This is a genomic window from Pseudomonas sp. 1L-C-7-B-C1, assembly GCF_057291635.1.
In genome coordinates this window covers 131338-149241 of record NZ_JBXAWH010000004.1, presented here as the reverse complement: position 1 = coordinate 149241, position 17904 = coordinate 131338, and the positions used below count along the sequence as shown (strand labels likewise).

Sequence of the window (17904 nt, the reverse complement as noted above, 5' to 3'; positions counted from 1 at the left end):
ATGCCTCTTGGTTGTGCTGGAAAATCCACTCGCGGATTCAGTCTGTTCGGGTGCTTCAAGCCGTCAGTTCAGGACGAAATAATCGTAGCGCATGGACACCGTGACCTCGAACGGCTCGGGCTGCTCGATCACGTTGGCGCGGCGTTCGGCACTGGCGCGCCAGCCGTGGGGCGTCATGGCCAGTAGATTGGCGCGGGCCTGGCCGTCCACCAGTGTCAGGGTGAAGCGCAGGGTTTCGCTGTGCTGCAGGCTCATGCCTTCCGGCACCAGGGCCAAGTGCTTGTCATCGCTGTAATCGCGGACTTCGTCGTACAGGCGCTGACGCAATTCCATCAGGTGATCGTTGGTCGGACCTACACGCATCAGGCCGCCGCCCGGCGAAAGCAGACGCTTGGCCTCGGCCCAGTCCAGCGGGCTGAACACGCTGGCGATGAACTGCATGCTCGCATCCGGCAGTGGCACGCGCGCCATGCTGGCGATCAACCAGGTGATGTTCGGGTCGCGTTTGCATGCGCGCTTTACCGCTTCGCGGGAGATGTCCAGCGCGTAGCCGTCGGCGTTGGGCAGACCCTGGGCGATCTGCGCGGTGTAATAACCCTCGCCACACCCAATGTCGAGCCAGTGCGCGGGGGCACGCTCGGCGGCCAGTTCGGCGAGACGCCTGGCGACTGGCGCGTAATGCCCGGCGTTGAGAAAGTCGCGGCGCGCCTCGACCATCGCCTGATTGTCGCCGGGGTCGCGGCTGTTCTTGTGCTGCACGGGCAGCAGATTCAGATACCCCTGACGGGCGCGGTCGAAGCGGTGCCCGGCCGGGCACACGACACCGTTATCCGCTGAATCGAGCGGGGCGGAGCAGATCGGGCAGGTCAGCATCAGGCGAGCAACTTGACCAGGGTCTGGTAGTAGATCTCGGTCAGCACGTCGAGATCGCTGGCGAGGATGCGTTCGTTGACTTGATGGATCGTCGCATTGACCGGCCCCAGTTCGACCACTTGGGTGCCGAGGGTGGCGATGAAGCGACCGTCCGAGGTGCCGCCGCTGGTCGACGCACGGGTGTCGCGGCCGGTGACGTGTTTGATGCTCGCCGACACTGCGTCCAGCAATGCGCCCGGTTCGGTGAGGAACGGCAGGCCGGACAGCGCCCATTCCACGTGCCAGTCCAGATCGTGTTTGTCGAGAATGTCGGCGACGCGTTGCTTGAGGCCTTCGACGGTGGATTCGGTGGAGAAACGGAAATTGAACACGGCCACCAGATCCCCCGGGATCACGTTGGTGGCGCCGGTGCCGGAATTCAGGTTGGAGATCTGGAAGCTGGTCGGCGGGAAGAAATCATTGCCGTTGTCCCAGTGCTCGGCGGCCAGCTCAGCCAGCGCCGGTGCTGCCAGATGAATGGGGTTCTTCGCCAGATGCGGGTAGGCGACGTGGCCCTGAATGCCTTTGACGGTGAGGGTCGCGCCCAGTGAACCGCGACGGCCGTTCTTGACCACATCGCCCACCAGCGTCGTGCTCGACGGCTCGCCAACGATGCACCAGTCGAGCCGCTCGTTGCGCGCCGCCAGACGCTCGACCACTGCTTTGGTGCCGTGGTGCGCCGGGCCTTCTTCATCGCTGGTGATCAAATAGGCCACTTTGCCCTTGTGGTTCGGGTGATCGGCGACGAAACGCTCGGTAGCGACAATCATCGACGCCAGGCTGCCTTTCATGTCCGCCGCGCCACGGCCGCAGAGCATGCCGTCTTCGTCGATCAGCGCGCTGAACGGGTCGTTCTGCCAAGACTGAACGGGGCCGGTCGGTACCACATCGGTGTGCCCGGCGAAGCACAACACCGGACCGTCCTGACTGCCATGGGTGGCCCAGAAGTTATCCACGTCCTGGATGCGCATTGGCTCCAGCGCAAAACCGGCATCGCTCAGGCGTTTCATCATCACGGCCTGGCAGTCGGCGTCCAGTGGCGTGACGGATGGGCGACGGATCAAGTCGCAGGCGAGTTGCAGCGTGGGCGAGAGGTCGGCTGGGGCTGTCATGAAAGGTCCGAGATATTGAGTGAAGGCAAGGCATAAACCGGCGAATAGCTTAAAGCAAAACGGCGACCCGAAGGCCGCCGTTTAGTACAGCGCCCCATTGTCTCAGGCGGTAGCGGGTTCGTCTGCCGGTTTCGGTTTCGGCAGCGACGACAGAAACGCCATGATCAACGCCGCCAGATACGGCAGCGATTGCACCAGCAGCATGACGACCCAGAAGCGCATGTCGTTGCTCGGCAGACCCTGTACCAGACAGATCCCCAATGCAGCGCCCCACAGCATCAGCATGATGAACAACTCTTCGCGGGCCTCGGAAATCGCCACCAGCAAGCCATGGCTTTCGGCGTTTTTCGGGGTGCGAAAGAACGGGATGCTGGTGGTGAAGAACCCGTACAGCACCGCTTTGGCGATGGTGTGAGACAGCGCCAGCCCCGCGAGCGCCGCATAAAACGCGTCCGTGAGGTTCACGCCAACGGCGCGGCGGTACAGGAAGATGATCTTGCCGACCTTGAAGAAGAACAGCGCCAGCGGAGGAATCGCGAAAATCAGCAGCGGTGGATCAACACGGTTGGGCACGATGATCATCGCCGACGACCAGAGCAGTGCGCCGACCGTGAAGAAGATGTTCATCCCATCGGCTACCCACGGCAGCCAGCCCGCAAGGAAGTGATAACGCTGGCCGCGGGTCAGCTCAGTGTCCTTGCCGCGCAGCAGGCTGGCGGCGTGACGCTTGATAATCTGAATCGCGCCATAGGCCCAGCGGAAACGCTGCTTTTTGAAGTCGATGAAGGTGTCGGGCATCAAGCCCTTGCCGAAGCTATTGTGCGCGTACGCTGCCGAATAGCCTTTTTCGAACACGCGCAGGCCCAGCTCCGCGTCTTCACAGATGCACCAGTCCGCCCAGCCCAGTTCTTCCAGGACCGAGCGACGGGTCATGGTCATGGTGCCGTGCTGAATGATCGCATCGCGGTCATTGCGGGTGACCATGCCGATGTAGAAGAAGCCTTTGTATTCCGAGTAGCAGAGCTTCTTGAACGCACTTTCGTGCTGGTCGCGGTAGTCCTGCGGAGACTGCACCACAGCGATTTTCGGATCGGCGAAGTGCGGGACCATGTGCTTGAGCCAGTTGCGATCAACGCAGTAGTCCGAGTCGATCACGGCAATCACTTCGGCGTCCGGCGCGGTGTGCGGGATCAGGTAGTTCAGGGCGCCGCCCTTGAACCCGGCCAGCGGCGCGACGTGGAAAAACTTGAAGCGCGGCCCGAGCATTTCGCAGTGGGCCTTGACCGGCCCCCACACGGCGGGGTCCTTGGTGTTGTTGTCGATCAGCAACACTTCGAAATCCGGATAATCCAGCGCCGCCAGTGCGTTGAGGGTCTGTTTGACCATTTCCGGCGGCTCGTTGTAGCAGGGCACGTGAATAGACACTTTCGGTCTGTAGGCCGAATCCCCTTCAACGGGCAGGAATTCGCGGCGGCGTTTGTGCGTCCACACCGCTTCGGCCAGCTCGTGGGCCTCGGTCAACAAGACGATAAAGACGCCGAATGCGCCGAGCGCCAGTAAAAATCCTACGAGCAAACTGAACCAGGTGCTGTATTGCTGGCTGTAGTCGTAGCCGATCCAGACCAGGACAGATCCACACAGGAAAGCAATAAAGGTCAGGAATGTCCGGCCACGCTGACGCAGCGCCGAGCCATCAATCAGCAACAAGGCGAGGGCAAGCATCGCCAACACCGCGGAACCGATCGCCAATACACGCCACTGCGGGATCGCAACGACCGGGCCTTCGAAGTTGAATTTCTGCTGGCGGGCGGCGTTGTACACGCCCCAATAGGCACCAACCGAGCCTTCGTCGCTGGCTTTCCACGGCTGGTCGAAGGCCTCGATCACGAAGTAGTTGAAGCCCTGGCGGTTGAGCTTGTTGACCAGCGTGCGCAGGTAAACCGCTTGATCCGCCTGGGTGGCGTCCGCACCGCCGCGCATGTGGCCGTTGCTCGGCCAACCGACTTCGGAGAGCAGCAGCGGCTTTTTCGGGAACATGCGTTTCAGTTCGCGGGCACGATCAAGCACGTACTGACCGGCTTTATCCATCGGGATGTATTCCCAGTACGGCAGGATGTGCGCGGCGACCAGGTCAACGTGCTTGGCCAGTTCCGGGTACTTCTCCCAGATATGCCACTGCTCGGACGTGGTCACCGGGACTTTGACGGCGGCGCGCACGCGGTCGAGGGCGGCCATCAGGTCCTTGGGTTTGATCTCTTCGCGATACAGCGCTTCGTTGCCGACCACCACGCGAACCACGCTGCGCGAGGTGTTCGCCAGTTCGATCGCCGTGGTGATTTCGCGCTCGTTTCGCTCCAGGTCCGGACTGATCCAGATGCCGAGGGTCACCCGCAGGCCGAACTCTTCGGCCAGCTTGGGGATGTCCTTGAGCGTGCCGTCCACTGAATAGATACGGATGTTGTCCGTCTGCTTGCTCATCAGCTCCAGGTCCTGACGCATTTCTTCGTCGGATGGGTAGGAATCTTTCTGTGGATTCTGTCCGAGGCGGAAAGGCGAATAGGAGAAGCCGGAGATCTGTTCAGGCCAGTTGGGGGCGGTGACGGGGCGGTTGATCAGCGCCCAGAAGCCGGTGAACAGCGCAGCAATCGCCACGACGACAACGAGGTTGAGTCCAAATTTACGCGATGACATAGGTGCTTCAGGTTCCAAGAGGGGAACGGGGAGGAGTGACAGGGTACAGCGGGCCGAAACTTTGGCAACCGACACGTGTTGAAGTTCTGTTCGGCCAGGCTCGTAGGCCGTTACCTGTCCTGCATTGGGCAGGCGGGGAAAGAGGGGACTTTCAGACCAAACGCCTGCCACTCAGCGCTTTGCGAATCGCCGTCAGGGCCTATAATGCGCGCCGGTTTTTTGGGGTATTGGTCATGAGTACAGAAGATCCGCGTTTCGCTGGCGTTGCCCGCCTGTACGGCATTGAGGGCCTGGAGCGCCTGCGCGCGGCCCACGTGGCGGTCGTCGGCATCGGCGGTGTGGGTTCTTGGGCGGCGGAAGCCATGGCGCGCTGTGGCGTGGGCGAGATATCCCTGTTTGATCTGGACGACGTCTGCGTCAGCAACAGCAACCGCCAGCTGCACGCCCTGAGCAGCACCGTTGGCCGCGCCAAGGTCGAGGTCATGGCCGACCGTCTGCGGGAGATCAATCCTGATTGTGTGGTCCATGCCGTGGCCGACTTCGTCACCCGCGAGACCATGGCCGAATACATCACGCCGGACATCGACTGCGTGCTCGATTGCATCGACAGCGTCAACGCCAAAGCGGCGCTGATCGCCTGGTGCAAACGCCGCAAGATCCAAATCATCACCACCGGTGGCGCGGGCGGCCAGATCGACCCGACCCTGATTCAGGTCTGCGACCTCAACCGGACATTCAACGATCCGCTCGCGTCCAAAGTGCGTTCGACCCTGCGCCGCGATTACGGCTTTTCCCGCACGGTCACTCGCCATTACAGCGTGCCCTGCGTGTTCTCCACCGAGCAACTGCGCTACCCCAAGCCGGACGGCAGCATCTGCCTGCAGAAAAGCTTTGTCGGCGATGGCGTGAAGCTCGATTGCGCGGGCGGGTTTGGCGCGGTGATGATGGTCACTGCCACTTTCGGGATGGTCGCCGCGACCAAGGCCGTGGACAAAATCGTCGCCGGCGTGCGACGGCCGTCGGAGCGAGCCAAGGCGCAGCCGGCGGCTTGAAGGTCGAGGCGTGGGAGCAAGCTCGCTCCCCCAGGTCTCATGTTTGCTGCGCAACAGCGCGGCGCCTGGACGACGGGGCATCTCTACCGTGCGAGCTGCCGCATCTTCTGCAACACCGCATTCAGCCCGTTGCTGCGGGATGCCGACAGCTGACGGCTCAAGCCCAGCTGCGTGAACCACTCAGCCAGATCCACCTGCTGCAGTTCTTGCAACGACAGGCCGTTGACCCGGGCCAGCAGCAACGCCACCAGCCCCCGAATCAACCGCGCATCGCTGGCGGCGCGGAACTGCCAGTGCCCGTCGATCAGGTGGCCCACCAGCCAGACCTTGCTCTCGCAGCCGTCCACCAGACGCTCGTCGGTCTTTTCCTGGTCGCTCATGGGTGGCAGGCGGTCGCCCCATTGCATCAACAGCCGCGCCCGCTGCTCCCAGCTCAATGACCCGTTGAAGGTTTCCAGCGCCGTCTGCGCCTCGATCGGCAGGCTCATCGCAACAATTCCAATGATTGATCCAGAGCGCTGAAAAACCGCTCCAGGTCCTCGGAATCGTTGTACAACCCCAGCGACACGCGGATTGCCCCGGAGAGGCCCAAGCTACTGATCAACGGGATGGCGCAGTGGTGACCGGCGCGAACGGCGACGCCTTGCTCGGTCAGCAGGTGCGCAAGATCGGCGTTATGTACGCCCTCGACCACGAAACTCACCAGCGCCACATGGGGATCGCCCAGCACCTGCACACCGTCGCGCAGCATCAACCCGGCGCGCAACCGCTCATGCAGGCACGCTTCGTATTCGGCGACGGCGGACTGATTCAGGCCGTTGAGATAATCCAGCGTCGCGCCGAGGCCGATCACCGCGCTGATGGGCGGCGTGCCCGCTTCGAAGCCCAGCGGCGCGGGGCGGAACGTGGCTGTCCGGTAACCGGTCTGCAGGACCATCTCGCCGCCGAACTGCCAATGCTGCAACTGCGCCAGCGCCAGATGTCTGCCGAACAGGACGCCCACGCCATCCGGGCCATAGAGCTTATGGCTGGAAAACACGTAGAAATCGCAGCCGATGTCCTGCACATCGTGTCGGCCATGGACGACGCCTTGGGCGCCATCAATCACCGTCAGCGCGCCTTGTGCCTGGGCCAGCGCAACGAGTTGCCGGACCGGCTGCCAGGTGCCGAGCACGTTGGACAACTGACTGACCGCCAGCAATCGGGTGCGTGGAGTGATCAGTTCGGCGGCGGCCTCAACATCTATCACACCGGCCTCAGTGACGGGGAGCACCACCAGTTTCAGGTCGCGACGCAGGGCCAGTTGCTGCCAGGGCAACAGATTGGCGTGGTGCTCCAGCGCGCTGATGACAATCTCGTCGCCGGCCTGAAACACGTGCTCCAGGCCATAGGCGAGCAGGTTGAACGCGGACGTGGCGCCGTGGGTGAATACGATCTGCCCGGACGCTCCGGCATTCAGCCATTCGCCGGCCTTGCGCCGCGTGTCCTCAAAGGCCTGGGTCGCCATGGCGCCCGGCAGGTGCTGGGCGCGATGCACATTCGCTGCGCCGTTGGCGTAGTAATGCACCGTGGCGTCGATCAGGGCGTGGGGCTTTTGTGCGGTGGCGGCGCTGTCCAGATAGGTCTGGCCTTGCCGTTGCAGGGCGTCGATGGCCGGAAAGTCAGCGCGCCAGGGAGAAATGAGGGGCATATCAGTCACGCTCGTTGAGGCGGGTTCGGTGCCCAGGGGGACACCGAACCCGCACGCAGCATCGATCAGTTGTGAGCGTGCAGCGCTTCGTTCAGCTCGATGGCCGACTTGTGGGATTTGCATTCCACCGCGCCGGTCTGCGAGTTACGACGGAACAGCAGGTCCGGTTGACCGGCCAGTTCACGTGCCTTCACGACCTTGACCAGCTCGTTCTTGTCGTCCAGCAGCGCCACTTTGGTGCCCGCAGTGACGTAGAGACCGGCTTCAACGGTGTTGCGATCGCCCAACGGAATGCCTATGCCGGCGTTCGCGCCGATGAGGCAGCCTTCGCCGACCTTGATCACCATGTTGCCGCCGCCCGACAGCGTGCCCATGGTCGAGCAACCGCCGCCCAGGTCCGAACCTTTGCCGACGAATACGCCAGCCGACACACGGCCTTCGATCATGCCCGGGCCTTCGGTGCCGCCATTGAAGTTGACGAAACCTTCGTGCATCACGGTGGTGCCTTCGCCGATGTAGGCGCCCAGACGCACGCGGGCGGTGTCAGCGATGCGCACACCGGCCGGCACGACGTAGTCGGTCATTTTCGGGAATTTGTCCACCGAGAAGACCTCCAGAAACTGGCCTTTCAGGCGGGCTTCCAGCTGACGCTCGGCCAGCTCGCCCAGATCAATGGCGCCCTGGCTGGTCCACGCGACGTTCGGCAGCAGCGGGAACACGCCGGCCAGGCTCAAGCCGTGGGGCTTGACCAGTCGATGGGAAAGCAAATGCAGCTTGAGGTAAGCCTCGGGGGTGGAGGTCAGCGCGGCGTCTTCGGCCAGCAGCGTGGCAACCAGCGGGTTGTGGCTCTCGGCCAGTCGGGTCAGCAGCGCGGCCTGGGCGTCGTCGATGCCTTTGAGGGCATTGGCCAGACGCGAGGACAGATCGGTGTTGAATGCGATGGCCTGATTGCCACCGGTGTAACCCAGGATCGGTGCGACCGCGGCGACGATTTCAGCCGACGGGTTGAGCAGTGGCAGGGCGTAGAAAACTTCCAGCCAGGTGCCTTGACGGTTTTGTGTGCCAACGCCAAAGGCCAGGCTGAACAGAGAAGTGGACATGCAGATACCTCGTTATTTAGGGCTATCTCAATCAGGCGATAGCCGCGGCGTACAGTTCGGGTTTGAAGCCGATCAGGGTTTTGTCGCCAAGATCCAGCACCGGGCGCTTGATCATCGACGGCTGAGCGAGCATCAGCTCAATGGCCTTTTCCTGATCGAGGTCGACTTTCTGCGCCTCGTCCAGTTTGCGAAAGGTCGTGCCGGCGCGGTTGAGTACCGTCTGCCAGCCATGCTCGGTGCACAAACGGGTCAGGTGGTCGCGGTCGATGCCTTGGGTCTTGTAGTCGTGGAAATCGTAATTCACCGATTTTTCATCGAGCCAGGTGCGCGCCTTCTTCATCGTGTCGCACGCCTTGATCCCAAACAGGTGCAACGTGTGGGTTTCCTTGGCCATTGGCCTGCTCCTTTCGGGACGGTTGAAAAAAACGGTGGAGGATTATGCCACGTACACGCAGGGTAAGCGCGGCGGGCCGACGCTTTGTCCATTCGACGCCGTGTTGCCCGCCATGAATGCTGGCGACGACGGCCTGCCGCTGCAGATTTATCAGAACGCCATGACCTTTCCAGCCGTAAATATGGGCACTTTGCCGGACGCATCCGGTCTGTTGCCGATGTCAGTCATGAGTCAACGCTTGGGGAAACACGCAATGCAAACAGCCTATACCGTCCTTATCTTGTTGACGCTGGTAGGTGTCTCGCGATTGCTGGCCCGGGTGATTCCGCTGCCGCTGCCGCTGGTGCAAATCGCTGCGGGTGCCTTGCTCGCCTGGCCGACGCTGGGCCTGCACGTGGCACTCGACCCTGAGCTGTTCCTGTTTCTGTTCCTGCCGCCGCTGCTGTTTTCAGATGGCTGGCGGATGCCCAAACGCGACCTCTGGCGCTACCGCGGCGCCATTCTGACCCTCGCGGTCGGGCTGGTGATTTTCACCGTGATCGGCGCCGGCTACTTCATCCACTGGCTGCTGCCTTCCATTCCCTTGCCTGTCGCCTTTGCGTTGGCAGCGGTGCTGTCCCCGACTGACGCCGTGGCGGTCTCGGCCATCGCCGAGGACCGGCTGCCCGCGCCGATAATGCGCATGCTTCAGGGCGAAGCATTGATGAATGACGCGACCGGCCTGGTCACTTTCAAGTTCGCGCTGGCAGCGGCCATCACCGGGGTGTTTTCCCTGACCGATGCCAGCCTGAATTTTGTGCTGGTGGCCTGTGGCGGTCTTGCCGTTGGCGTTGCGCTCAGATGGATGGTGGGGCGTCTGCGAAGCTGGATGATCACCCGGGGCTGGGATGATCCTGCGACCCACGTCGTCTTCATGTTGCTGCTGCCGTTCGCCGCTTACGTCCTTGCCGAGCGGCTTGAACTGTCCGGAATTCTCTCGGCGGTGGCGGCAGGGATGATGCAAAGCTGGGTCGATCTGCTGCCCCGGCAGACCACCACCCGACTGCTCAATCGCAGCGTGTGGACCCTGTTGGAATTTGCATTCAACGGCCTGATCTTCCTGCTGCTCGGCTTGCAGCTGCCTGACATCATCACCGCCGTTACCCACCATGAAGCCACGCTGTGGCCGACCTTGTTGTGGCGTTGCCTGGATGTGCTGGCGATCTTCGTCGTGCTGGCGGTGTTGCGTTACATCTGGGTGCAAAGCGTCTGGCGGCTGATGATCCAGATTCGGCGCTGGCGCGGCAGGGGCGACGGCACGCTGGATCTGTCGACCCGTTCGTCATTGCTGCTGACCGTGGGCGGGGTGCGCGGTGCCGTCACGCTGGCAGGTACATTGTCGGTGCCGATGCTGATCAGTGCGGGCGTCGACTTTCCCGAGCGTGACTTGCTGATTTTCATTGCTGCCGGGGTGATCCTGCTGTCGCTGGTGTCGGCGAGCATCGGTTTGCCACTGCTGCTGCGTGGGCAGGTCAATGAACCGGACATGCGCATGAAGCGCGAAGTTAGGGACGCCTGGAAACGTACGGCCCAGGCGGCAATCAAGACACTGGAAAACGAAGCGATCCCGGCGGCCACGGATTCACCCGAGGCCGCGCAGGCTGTGCTCGCGATAGAAGTAAAGGCGCGGATCATGTCCGAATACCGCCAGCGTCTGGATATCTTCAACGACACCGCCGAAGCCCAGGCCCTGGCGTTCCAGATGGACCAACTGGAGAAACGCATGCGCCTCAACGCCCTGCGTGCCCAGCGTCTGGAACTGTACAACCTGCACCGTCACCACCAGATTGGCGATGACGTGCTGCGCCTGGTGCTGGCGGAACTCGATCTCAATGAAGCCAATCTGGGGCTGGCGCACTGAGGCCTGTAGACAGCCTCAGTCGGCGGGATGTCAGCGGCTCGTCACAAACTCGCGAATACGCTGAGCGGCTTCGATGCACTCGGCCAGCGGTGCAACCAGTGCCATGCGCACGCGGCCGGCGCCGGGGTTGAACCCGTCGACATCGCGGGACAGGTATGACCCCGGCACCACGGTCACGTGCTCGGTGACGAACAGATCCCGGCAGAACTTCGCATCGTCAGTCCCGACGTTGGGCCACAGATAGAAGCCGCCGTCGGGACGCTGCACGTCCATGACCGGGCTGAGGATCTCCAGCACGGCATCGAACTTTTCCCGGTACAGCGTGCGGTTGGCGCGCACGTGTTCTTCGTCGCTCCAGGCCGCGATGCTCGCCAGTTGCGTCTGCACCGGCATCGCACAGCCGTGGTAAGTGCGATACAGCAGAAATGCCTTGAGAATGTCGGCATCGCCGGCGACAAAACCCGAGCGCAGTCCCGGCAGGTTCGAGCGCTTGGACAGGCTGTGGAACACCACGCAACGCTTGAAATCCTGACGACCCAGTTCGGCGCAGGCGCTGAGCAGGCCGGCGGGCGGGGTCGCTTCGTCGAAATACAACTCGCTGTAGCACTCGTCCGCCGCGATCACAAAGTCGTGCTTGTCGGCCAGAGCGATGAGTTTCTTCAGGGTATCCAGCGGGATTAGCGCACCGGTCGGATTGCCCGGCGAGCACAGGAACAGAATCTGGCAGCGATCCCAGACATCAGCGCTGACGCCGTCGAAATCCGGGTTGAAACCATGCTCGGCCAGGCAGGGCAGGTAGTGCGGTGTGGCACCGGCCAGAAACGCCGCACCTTCATAGATTTGGTAGAACGGGTTGGGACTGACCACCAGGCCGTTGTCAGCGCGATTGACGACCGTCTGGGTAAACGCGAACAACGCCTCGCGGGTGCCGTTGACCGGCAGCACATTTTTCGCTGCATCCAGCCAGCCGGCCGGCACGCTGAAACGGCGTTCGCACCAGTTGGCGATGGCTTCACGCAATGCAGGAATCCCGGCTGTGGTCGGATAGACCGCCATTTGATCGAGATTGTCGGCCAGCGCCTTGGCGACGAATTCCGGCGATTTGTGCTTGGGTTCGCCGATCGACAGGGCGATCGGACGTTTGTCCGGATTCGGTGTAACGGCACCGAGCAACGCGCGAAGTTTCTCGAAAGGGTAGGGCTGGAGCTGCTGCAGGGCGTTATTCATGTCGAATCGTTCTCAAGGCTGGGCGCCCGCACTCGTGTTCACGAGGTGGCAAGGCGCCGTTGAATCAAGTCGTTAAGTCGTGCCGTCCTGGCCGGTTCAAATGCTGATGCGCAATTCGCTGCCGGGCTCGGGGTTGACGCTGAGCTGCTCGACGATTTCGTCCTGAAGGCGTCGGCACAGCTGCGGATCGGACAGCGGCTGGTGGTTTTCATCGGTCAGGAAAAACACGTCTTCTACGCGCTCGCCCAGCGTGGCGATCTTGGCGTTCTGCAATGACAGATCGAACTCCAGGAAAATCTTGCCCAGTCGCGCCAGCAGCCCGGGACGATCCGGCGCGCTGAGTTCCAGCACCGTGACCGGCCTTTGAGCGTCATTGGAAATCGTCACCACGGGCGCGAACGCAAAGTGCTTCAGCTGACGTGGGACACGACGTTTGATGATGGTCGGGTAGTCGTCGGGGTTGCGCAGCGCATCGGTCAGTCCATCGCGAATGGCCTTGATGCGCTCCGGGTTTTCACCGATCGAACCGCCTTCGCTGTCGAGCACGATGTAGGTGTCGAGAGTGAACTGGCTGGTGGAGGTGATGACCCGGGCGTCGTGAATGTTCAGGTTCAGCTGGTCCATCGCCGCCACGGTCACGGCGAAAAAGTCGTGCTGGTCGGGTGCATAAATGAAGATCTGCGTGCCGCCTTCGAACTCGCGCTGGGTGGTTTCCTTGATCAGCACCAGCGGGCCACCATCGGCCGGCTGCTGCAAAATCGCGTCGCTGTGCCACGCCACGTCGCCTGCGGTGTGACGCAGGAAATAGTCATCACCCAGTTGCGACCATAACTGCTCGACGTCGTCGGGATCGGTGCCACTGCGCACCAGAATATCCAGGGCGGCGCTTTGCGTGCGACGGATCTGCTCCTCGCGGTCGACCGGGTTTTCCAGCCCACGCTTGAGCGCGCGCTTGGTCTCGGTGTACAGCTGGCGCAACAGGCTGGCACGCCAGGAATTCCATAACGTCGGATTGGTCGCGTTGATGTCCGCGATGGTCAGCACGTACAGGTAGTCCAAATGCACTTCATCGCCGACGAACTGGGCAAAGTCGTGGATCACCTGCGGGTCGGACAGATCCTTGCGCTGGGCGGTGGTCGACATCACCAGATGGTTCTGCACCAGCCAGACAATCAGCTGGGTGTCCCACTGTGGCAAGTGGTGACGGTTGCCAAACGCCTCTGCGTCGATCGCGCCCAGTTCCGAGTGATCGCCGCCGCGGCCCTTGCCGATGTCGTGGTAAAGCCCGGCCAGGTAAATAAGCTCGGGCTTGGGCAGTCTGGCCATGAGCTTGCTGGCGAGCGGGAATTTCTCTGACACCTGCGTGTATTGCAACTTACGCAGATGCTTGATCAGGTTCAGCGTGTGAGCGTCGACCGTATAGATGTGGAACAGGTCGTGCTGCATCTGCCCGACGATGTGGCCGAACTCCGGCAGGTACAGCCCGAGAATGCCGTAGCGGTTCATCCGCCGCAGATTGCGATGGATGCCGATCTCGCATTTGAACAGCTCGATGAACAGGCTGGTGTTGCGGATATCGTTGCGGAAATCGTCGTTGATCAGGTACAGATGCTCGCGCAGCAGCCGGATGGTGTCGGCCCGCACGCCCTTTATTTCGGGGCGCTGCGCCATCAGCACGAAGATCTCGATCATCGCGAACGGCGTGCGCTTGAACACGTTCGGATGGGTCGCCTCGATGTAGCCGTCATGCAGCTGGAAACGCGAGTTGATGGTCTCGGTGACCGTGCCGTCGTCGTCCGCGAGGATGACTTCTTCGAAGTGCTGGATGATCAGGTCGCTGAGCTGCGCGATGCTCATGACCACCCGGTAATACTTTTGCATGAAGCGTTCGATGGCCAGCTTGGCGTCGGTGTCTTCGTAGCCCAGCAAGCGCGCGATGCCTGTCTGGTAATCGAAGAGCAGACGGTCTTCGGAACGACCGGCGAGCATGTGCAACGCGTAGCGGACCTTCCAGAGAAACTCCTGGGAAGACGCCAGCAGCGCGTTTTCGCTCTCCAGCAGAAAACCCTCGTCGGCCAGGGCGTGCAGATTCAGCGTGCCGTATTGGCGACGGGCAACCCAGAGAATGGTCTGAATGTCGCGCAGCCCGCCCGGCGAGCCTTTGACGTTGGGCTCGAGGTTGTACTCAGTGTCGAAATACTTGTGATGGCGGTTCTTCTGCTCGGCGCGTTTGGCCAGGAAGAACTCCTTACTAGGCCACATCTCGCGGGTGCTGGTGACGGCGAGCATGCGCTGACGCAGTCGCTCGGGACCGGCAATCGTGCGGCTCTCCATCAAATTCGTGATGACCGTCAAATCCGCCCGGGCTTCTGTGACGCATTCATCGACCGAACGCACGCTCTGACCGACTTCCAGGCCGATGTCCCACAGTAGTGTCAGAAAGCGTTCGATGGAATCGCGGAAAACTTCATGGTCGGCGCTGTCCAGCAGGATCAGCAGGTCGATGTCGGAATAGGGGTGCAGTTCGCCGCGACCGTAGCCGCCGACCGCCAGCAAGGCGATGTCGGCGTCTTCGCTCCAGTCGAACTGATCCCAGGCCTGTTGCAGGATGTTATCGACGAACCAGGCACGGTCTTCGATCAGGCGGCGGATCTCGCGGCCGGATTTGAAGCGTCCGTCCAGCACTTCACGCGCCTGACGGATGGCTTTCTTGAAGGCGGGTATGGGGCTGGCCTTCAGTGCCAGCTCGGCCTGAAACTGGCCGCGATCGAACAAATCTGGGTCCACCTGCGGCATCGAACTGCTTTCCTTCTATCTATACCGACCGTGCTAAACCGACCGTGCTGGCTGTACCGGCTCTTATCGCAAGTGACTTCGCGATCAGACCGAGGTGCGGGCGATGGTGTCATCACTGCGCAAGGTGAAGATTTCGTAGCCGGTCGCGGTCACCAGAATGGTGTGCTCCCACTGGGCCGACAGCTTGCGATCCTTGGTGATGGCTGTCCAGCCGTCGCCCAGCAGGCGGGTGTCAGCCTTGCCCTGGTTGATCATCGGCTCGATGGTGAAGGTCATGCCTTCTTTCAGCTCCATGCCATCACCGGCCTCGCCGTAGTGCAGCACTTGTGGCTCTTCATGGAAGACCCTGCCGATGCCGTGACCGCAGTATTCGCGGACGACAGAGAAACCGTTCTTTTCAGCGTGCTTCTGGATCACTTCACCGATATCGCCCAGGTGCGCGCCGGGCTTGACCACTTCGATGCCTTTATAGAGGCACTCTTGGGTGACGCGGGACAGACGCTCGGCCCACTCCGGCACTTTGCCGACGTGGAACATCTTGCTGGTGTCGCCGTGGTAGCCGTCCTTGATGACGGTCACGTCGATGTTCAGCACGTCGCCATTCTTCAGCGGCTTCTCGTTCGGAATGCCGTGGCAGACCACGTGGTTGATGGAGGTGCAGATGGATTTCGGGAAACCCTTGTAATTCAGCGGCGCCGGAATGGCCTTCTGCTCGTTGACGATGTAGTCGTGGCAGATGCGGTCCAGTTCTTCGGTGGTCACGCCAGGCTTTACATAATCGCCGATCATTTCCAGCACGTCGGCAGCCAGGCGGCCGGCAATGCGCATCTTTTCGATGTCTTCGGGGGTTTTCAGTGTCACGGTCATTAAACAGGCTCTCTCGGCGCGGCGGGGCCACGGCTTGATACGGAAAAAACGCGATTCTACCAGACCGTCGTCAGGCGGGTTATCATCGCGTCCTCCATCGATGCGGGCAGGGTGTCCGACCGCTGGCACGAGGGGGGCAAAAGCGTCGGAAAAACAGGCTCTTATTTCGAGTTCCGTTATCCAGTCTTTTGTGATATAAAATGCGCCGCTTTACGGGGTCTGCCCCGAAAGCTCTAACCCACACACGTGTCGACACGATGACCTGGGTGCCTTCGGCTCAAGCCGCTGGTTGGTCATTGGGATACGTGGAGGCCTAACCCGACTTATCAAGGAACTATCATGTCCCAAGTCAACATGCGCGATATGCTGAAGGCCGGTGTGCACTTCGGTCACCAGACCCGTTACTGGAACCCGAAAATGGGTAAATACATTTTCGGCGCGCGCAACAAGATTCACATCATCAACCTTGAAAAAACCCTGCCTATGTTCAACGAAGCTCTGACTTTCGTTGAGCGCCTGGCTCAGGGCAAAAACAAGATCCTGTTCGTCGGCACCAAGCGTTCCGCTGGCAAGATCGTTGCTGAAGAAGCGGCACGTTGCGGTTCGCCGTACGTCGATCACCGCTGGTTGGGCGGCATGCTGACCAACTTCAAGACCATCCGCGCTTCAATCAAGCGTCTGCGTGATCTTGAAATCCAGGCAGAAGACGGCACGTTCACCAAGCTGACCAAGAAAGAGGCGCTGATGCGCACTCGCGATCTGGAAAAGCTGGATCGTAGCCTGGGTGGTATCAAGGACATGGGCGGTCTGCCAGACGCTCTGTTCGTTATCGACGTTGATCACGAGCGCATTGCGATCACCGAAGCCAACAAGCTGGGTATCCCGGTCATCGGCGTTGTCGACACCAACAGCAGCCCTGAAGGCGTTGACTACATCATCCCGGGCAACGATGACGCAATCCGCGCCATTCAGTTGTACATGGGTTCGATGGCTGACGCTGTGATCCGTGGTCGCAACAACAATGCTGGCGGCACCGACGTTTACGCTGAAGAAGCTCCAGCGGCAACTGTTGAAGGCTGAGTAACAAACGCCTGGCGTTGACTCAGTACGCAAAAAGGGGGCTTGGCCCCCTTTTTGCCACCTCGAAAACCATCTGACGTTGCCATCGATCTTATTGTCATGTGCAGCAGTCACCATGGATTTTCAAGAATTTGAACGCCCGTCTTGCGGGTGGAATGGTTGAAGACCTATCCAAGAGGATTTTGAAATGGCAGAGATTACTGCAGCGTTGGTCAAAGAACTGCGCGAGCGTACCGGCGAAGGCATGATGGATTGCAAAAAGGCCTTGACCAAGGCTGGCGGCGACATCGAAAAAGCCATCGACGATATGCGTGCTTCGGGCGCAATCAAGGCCGCCAAGAAAGCAGGCAACGTTGCTGCTGAAGGCGCCATCTCCATCAAGGACGACGGCAAAGCCGCAGTCCTGATCGAAGTCAACTCCCAGACCGACTTCCTGGCTCTGCAGGATGACTTCAAGGCATTCGTCGCCAAGAGCGTCGAGAAAGCCTTCGCTGACAAGCTGACCACCGTTGAGCCTCTGGTTGAAGCGATGGAAGCTGATCGTCTGGTTCTGGTCGGCAAGGTTGGCGAGAACGTCAACATTCGTCGTCTGGCGCGTATCGAAGGCGACGTGCTGGGTTCGTACCTGCACGGCAACAAGATTGGCGTGGTTGTTGTCCTCAAGGGCGGCGACGCAGAGCTGGCGAAGGACATTGCCATGCACGTAGCAGCGACCAACCCTGAGTTCCTGCTGCCTTCGGACGTTTCCCCGGAAGCGATCGAGCGCGAGAAGAATGTCTTCATGCAGTTGAACGAAGACAAGCTGAAAGGCAAGCCTGCTGAAATCGCCGAGAAGATGGTTGGCGGTCGTATCAGCAAGTTCCTGGCTGAAGCAAGCCTGGTCGAGCAAGCGTTCGTCAAGAACCCGGAAATCAAGGTCGGTGAGCTGGCCAAGAAAGCCGGCGCTGAAATCGTTTCCTTCACCTACTTCAAAGTAGGCGAAGGCATCGAGAAGCCAGTCGACAACTTCGCTGAAGAAGTCGCTGCTCAAGTAGCTGCAAGCAAGCAATAAGACGGTTTTCCAACTGTCGCCCCGAAGAGGCT

The 17904-nt window shown here is 61.0% G+C and carries 14 protein-coding genes; 4 read left to right on the top strand and 10 right to left on the bottom strand.

The window, feature by feature from the left end; translation table 11 throughout:
• Nucleotides 1–63: 63 nt before the first annotated feature.
• The 3 genes from AC0Z8Z_RS08185 to AC0Z8Z_RS08175 form a co-directional block, all read right to left on the bottom strand.
• Entirely contained in the window at nucleotides 64–873 is an 810-nt protein-coding gene (locus AC0Z8Z_RS08185; RefSeq protein WP_485618770.1) for a putative RNA methyltransferase, read from the bottom strand.
• The gene (dapE, locus tag AC0Z8Z_RS08180) at nucleotides 873–2024 is read right to left on the bottom strand and encodes a succinyl-diaminopimelate desuccinylase (protein WP_485618769.1); all 1152 of its coding nucleotides are present in this window, start codon (nucleotides 2022–2024) and stop codon (nucleotides 873–875) included. Before dapE ends, AC0Z8Z_RS08185 begins: the two co-directional genes overlap by 1 nt.
• Nucleotides 2025–2126: 102 nt before the next feature.
• Nucleotides 2127–4715: a glycosyltransferase family 2 protein gene (locus AC0Z8Z_RS08175; protein WP_485618768.1), complete on the bottom strand. Its 2589-nt coding sequence runs from the start codon at nucleotides 4713–4715 to the stop codon at nucleotides 2127–2129.
• A 233-nt stretch (nucleotides 4716–4948) separates the two neighbouring features.
• Between AC0Z8Z_RS08175 and tcdA the strand changes: the two genes are divergently transcribed.
• Entirely contained in the window at nucleotides 4949–5767 is an 819-nt protein-coding gene (gene tcdA / locus AC0Z8Z_RS08170) for a tRNA cyclic N6-threonylcarbamoyladenosine(37) synthase TcdA (RefSeq protein WP_122537355.1), read from the top strand.
• A gap of 83 nt (nucleotides 5768–5850) precedes the next feature.
• On the opposite strand, the gene AC0Z8Z_RS08165 is transcribed toward tcdA, so the two are convergent.
• The 4 genes from AC0Z8Z_RS08165 to AC0Z8Z_RS08150 form a co-directional block, all read right to left on the bottom strand.
• The gene (locus tag AC0Z8Z_RS08165) at nucleotides 5851–6255 is read right to left on the bottom strand and encodes a SufE family protein (RefSeq protein WP_485618767.1); all 405 of its coding nucleotides are present in this window, start codon (nucleotides 6253–6255) and stop codon (nucleotides 5851–5853) included.
• Nucleotides 6252–7457, bottom strand: coding sequence for an aminotransferase class V-fold PLP-dependent enzyme (locus AC0Z8Z_RS08160; RefSeq protein WP_485618766.1), 1206 nt, complete (start codon nucleotides 7455–7457; stop codon nucleotides 6252–6254). Before AC0Z8Z_RS08160 ends, AC0Z8Z_RS08165 begins: the two co-directional genes overlap by 4 nt.
• Before the next feature lie 65 nt (nucleotides 7458–7522).
• The gene (gene dapD, locus AC0Z8Z_RS08155) at nucleotides 7523–8557 is read right to left on the bottom strand and encodes a 2,3,4,5-tetrahydropyridine-2,6-dicarboxylate N-succinyltransferase (protein ID WP_122622956.1); all 1035 of its coding nucleotides are present in this window, start codon (nucleotides 8555–8557) and stop codon (nucleotides 7523–7525) included.
• 31 nt (nucleotides 8558–8588) lie between these two features.
• Complete coding sequence (locus AC0Z8Z_RS08150) at nucleotides 8589–8951, bottom strand: ArsC family reductase (protein ID WP_485618765.1); 363 nt, start codon at nucleotides 8949–8951, stop codon at nucleotides 8589–8591.
• Between the two features lie 253 nt (nucleotides 8952–9204).
• Between AC0Z8Z_RS08150 and AC0Z8Z_RS08145 the strand changes: the two genes are divergently transcribed.
• Nucleotides 9205–10851 carry a Na+/H+ antiporter gene (locus AC0Z8Z_RS08145; protein WP_485618900.1) on the top strand — a complete coding sequence of 549 codons (1647 nt, stop codon included), beginning with the start codon at nucleotides 9205–9207 and terminating at the stop codon, nucleotides 10849–10851.
• 30 nt (nucleotides 10852–10881) lie between these two features.
• Here AC0Z8Z_RS08145 and dapC read toward each other — a convergent pair whose 3' ends face one another.
• The 3 genes from dapC to map form a co-directional block, all read right to left on the bottom strand.
• The gene (dapC, locus tag AC0Z8Z_RS08140) at nucleotides 10882–12078 is read right to left on the bottom strand and encodes a succinyldiaminopimelate transaminase (RefSeq protein ID WP_485618764.1); all 1197 of its coding nucleotides are present in this window, start codon (nucleotides 12076–12078) and stop codon (nucleotides 10882–10884) included.
• A gap of 96 nt (nucleotides 12079–12174) precedes the next feature.
• Complete coding sequence (locus AC0Z8Z_RS08135; protein WP_485618763.1) at nucleotides 12175–14874, bottom strand: [protein-PII] uridylyltransferase; 2700 nt, start codon at nucleotides 14872–14874, stop codon at nucleotides 12175–12177.
• 84 nt (nucleotides 14875–14958) lie between these two features.
• Nucleotides 14959–15741: a type I methionyl aminopeptidase gene (gene map / locus AC0Z8Z_RS08130; RefSeq protein WP_108120923.1), complete on the bottom strand. Its 783-nt coding sequence runs from the start codon at nucleotides 15739–15741 to the stop codon at nucleotides 14959–14961.
• A gap of 339 nt (nucleotides 15742–16080) precedes the next feature.
• On the opposite strand from map, the gene rpsB reads away from it, so the two are divergent.
• The gene (rpsB, locus tag AC0Z8Z_RS08125; protein ID WP_037014262.1) at nucleotides 16081–16821 is read left to right on the top strand and encodes a 30S ribosomal protein S2; all 741 of its coding nucleotides are present in this window, start codon (nucleotides 16081–16083) and stop codon (nucleotides 16819–16821) included.
• A gap of 187 nt (nucleotides 16822–17008) precedes the next feature.
• A complete protein-coding gene (gene tsf / locus AC0Z8Z_RS08120; RefSeq protein WP_122537362.1) occupies nucleotides 17009–17872 on the top strand; it encodes a translation elongation factor Ts in 864 nt (287 codons plus the stop codon).
• Nucleotides 17873–17904: the final 32 nt, after the last annotated feature.

What these genes read in the sequence shown, in the direction of transcription:
- tcdA (WP_122537355.1), top strand. Translation starts at nt 4,949, where the DNA reads ATGAGTACAGAAGATCCGCGTTTCGCTGGCGTTGCCCGCCTGTACGGC.
- dapC (WP_485618764.1), bottom strand. Translation starts at nt 12,078, where the DNA reads ATGAATAACGCCCTGCAGCAGCTCCAGCCCTACCCTTTCGAGAAACTT.
- AC0Z8Z_RS08145 (WP_485618900.1), top strand. Translation starts at nt 9,205, where the DNA reads ATGCAAACAGCCTATACCGTCCTTATCTTGTTGACGCTGGTAGGTGTC.
- tsf (WP_122537362.1), top strand. Translation starts at nt 17,009, where the DNA reads ATGGCAGAGATTACTGCAGCGTTGGTCAAAGAACTGCGCGAGCGTACC.
- AC0Z8Z_RS08185 (WP_485618770.1), bottom strand. Translation starts at nt 873, where the DNA reads ATGCTGACCTGCCCGATCTGCTCCGCCCCGCTCGATTCAGCGGATAAC.
- rpsB (WP_037014262.1), top strand. Translation starts at nt 16,081, where the DNA reads ATGTCCCAAGTCAACATGCGCGATATGCTGAAGGCCGGTGTGCACTTC.
- AC0Z8Z_RS08150 (WP_485618765.1), bottom strand. Translation starts at nt 8,951, where the DNA reads ATGGCCAAGGAAACCCACACGTTGCACCTGTTTGGGATCAAGGCGTGC.
- map (WP_108120923.1), bottom strand. Translation starts at nt 15,741, where the DNA reads ATGACCGTGACACTGAAAACCCCCGAAGACATCGAAAAGATGCGCATT.
- AC0Z8Z_RS08160 (WP_485618766.1), bottom strand. Translation starts at nt 7,457, where the DNA reads ATGCCCCTCATTTCTCCCTGGCGCGCTGACTTTCCGGCCATCGACGCC.
- dapE (WP_485618769.1), bottom strand. Translation starts at nt 2,024, where the DNA reads ATGACAGCCCCAGCCGACCTCTCGCCCACGCTGCAACTCGCCTGCGAC.
- AC0Z8Z_RS08165 (WP_485618767.1), bottom strand. Translation starts at nt 6,255, where the DNA reads ATGAGCCTGCCGATCGAGGCGCAGACGGCGCTGGAAACCTTCAACGGG.
- AC0Z8Z_RS08175 (WP_485618768.1), bottom strand. Translation starts at nt 4,715, where the DNA reads ATGTCATCGCGTAAATTTGGACTCAACCTCGTTGTCGTCGTGGCGATT.
- AC0Z8Z_RS08135 (WP_485618763.1), bottom strand. Translation starts at nt 14,874, where the DNA reads ATGCCGCAGGTGGACCCAGATTTGTTCGATCGCGGCCAGTTTCAGGCC.
- dapD (WP_122622956.1), bottom strand. Translation starts at nt 8,557, where the DNA reads ATGTCCACTTCTCTGTTCAGCCTGGCCTTTGGCGTTGGCACACAAAAC.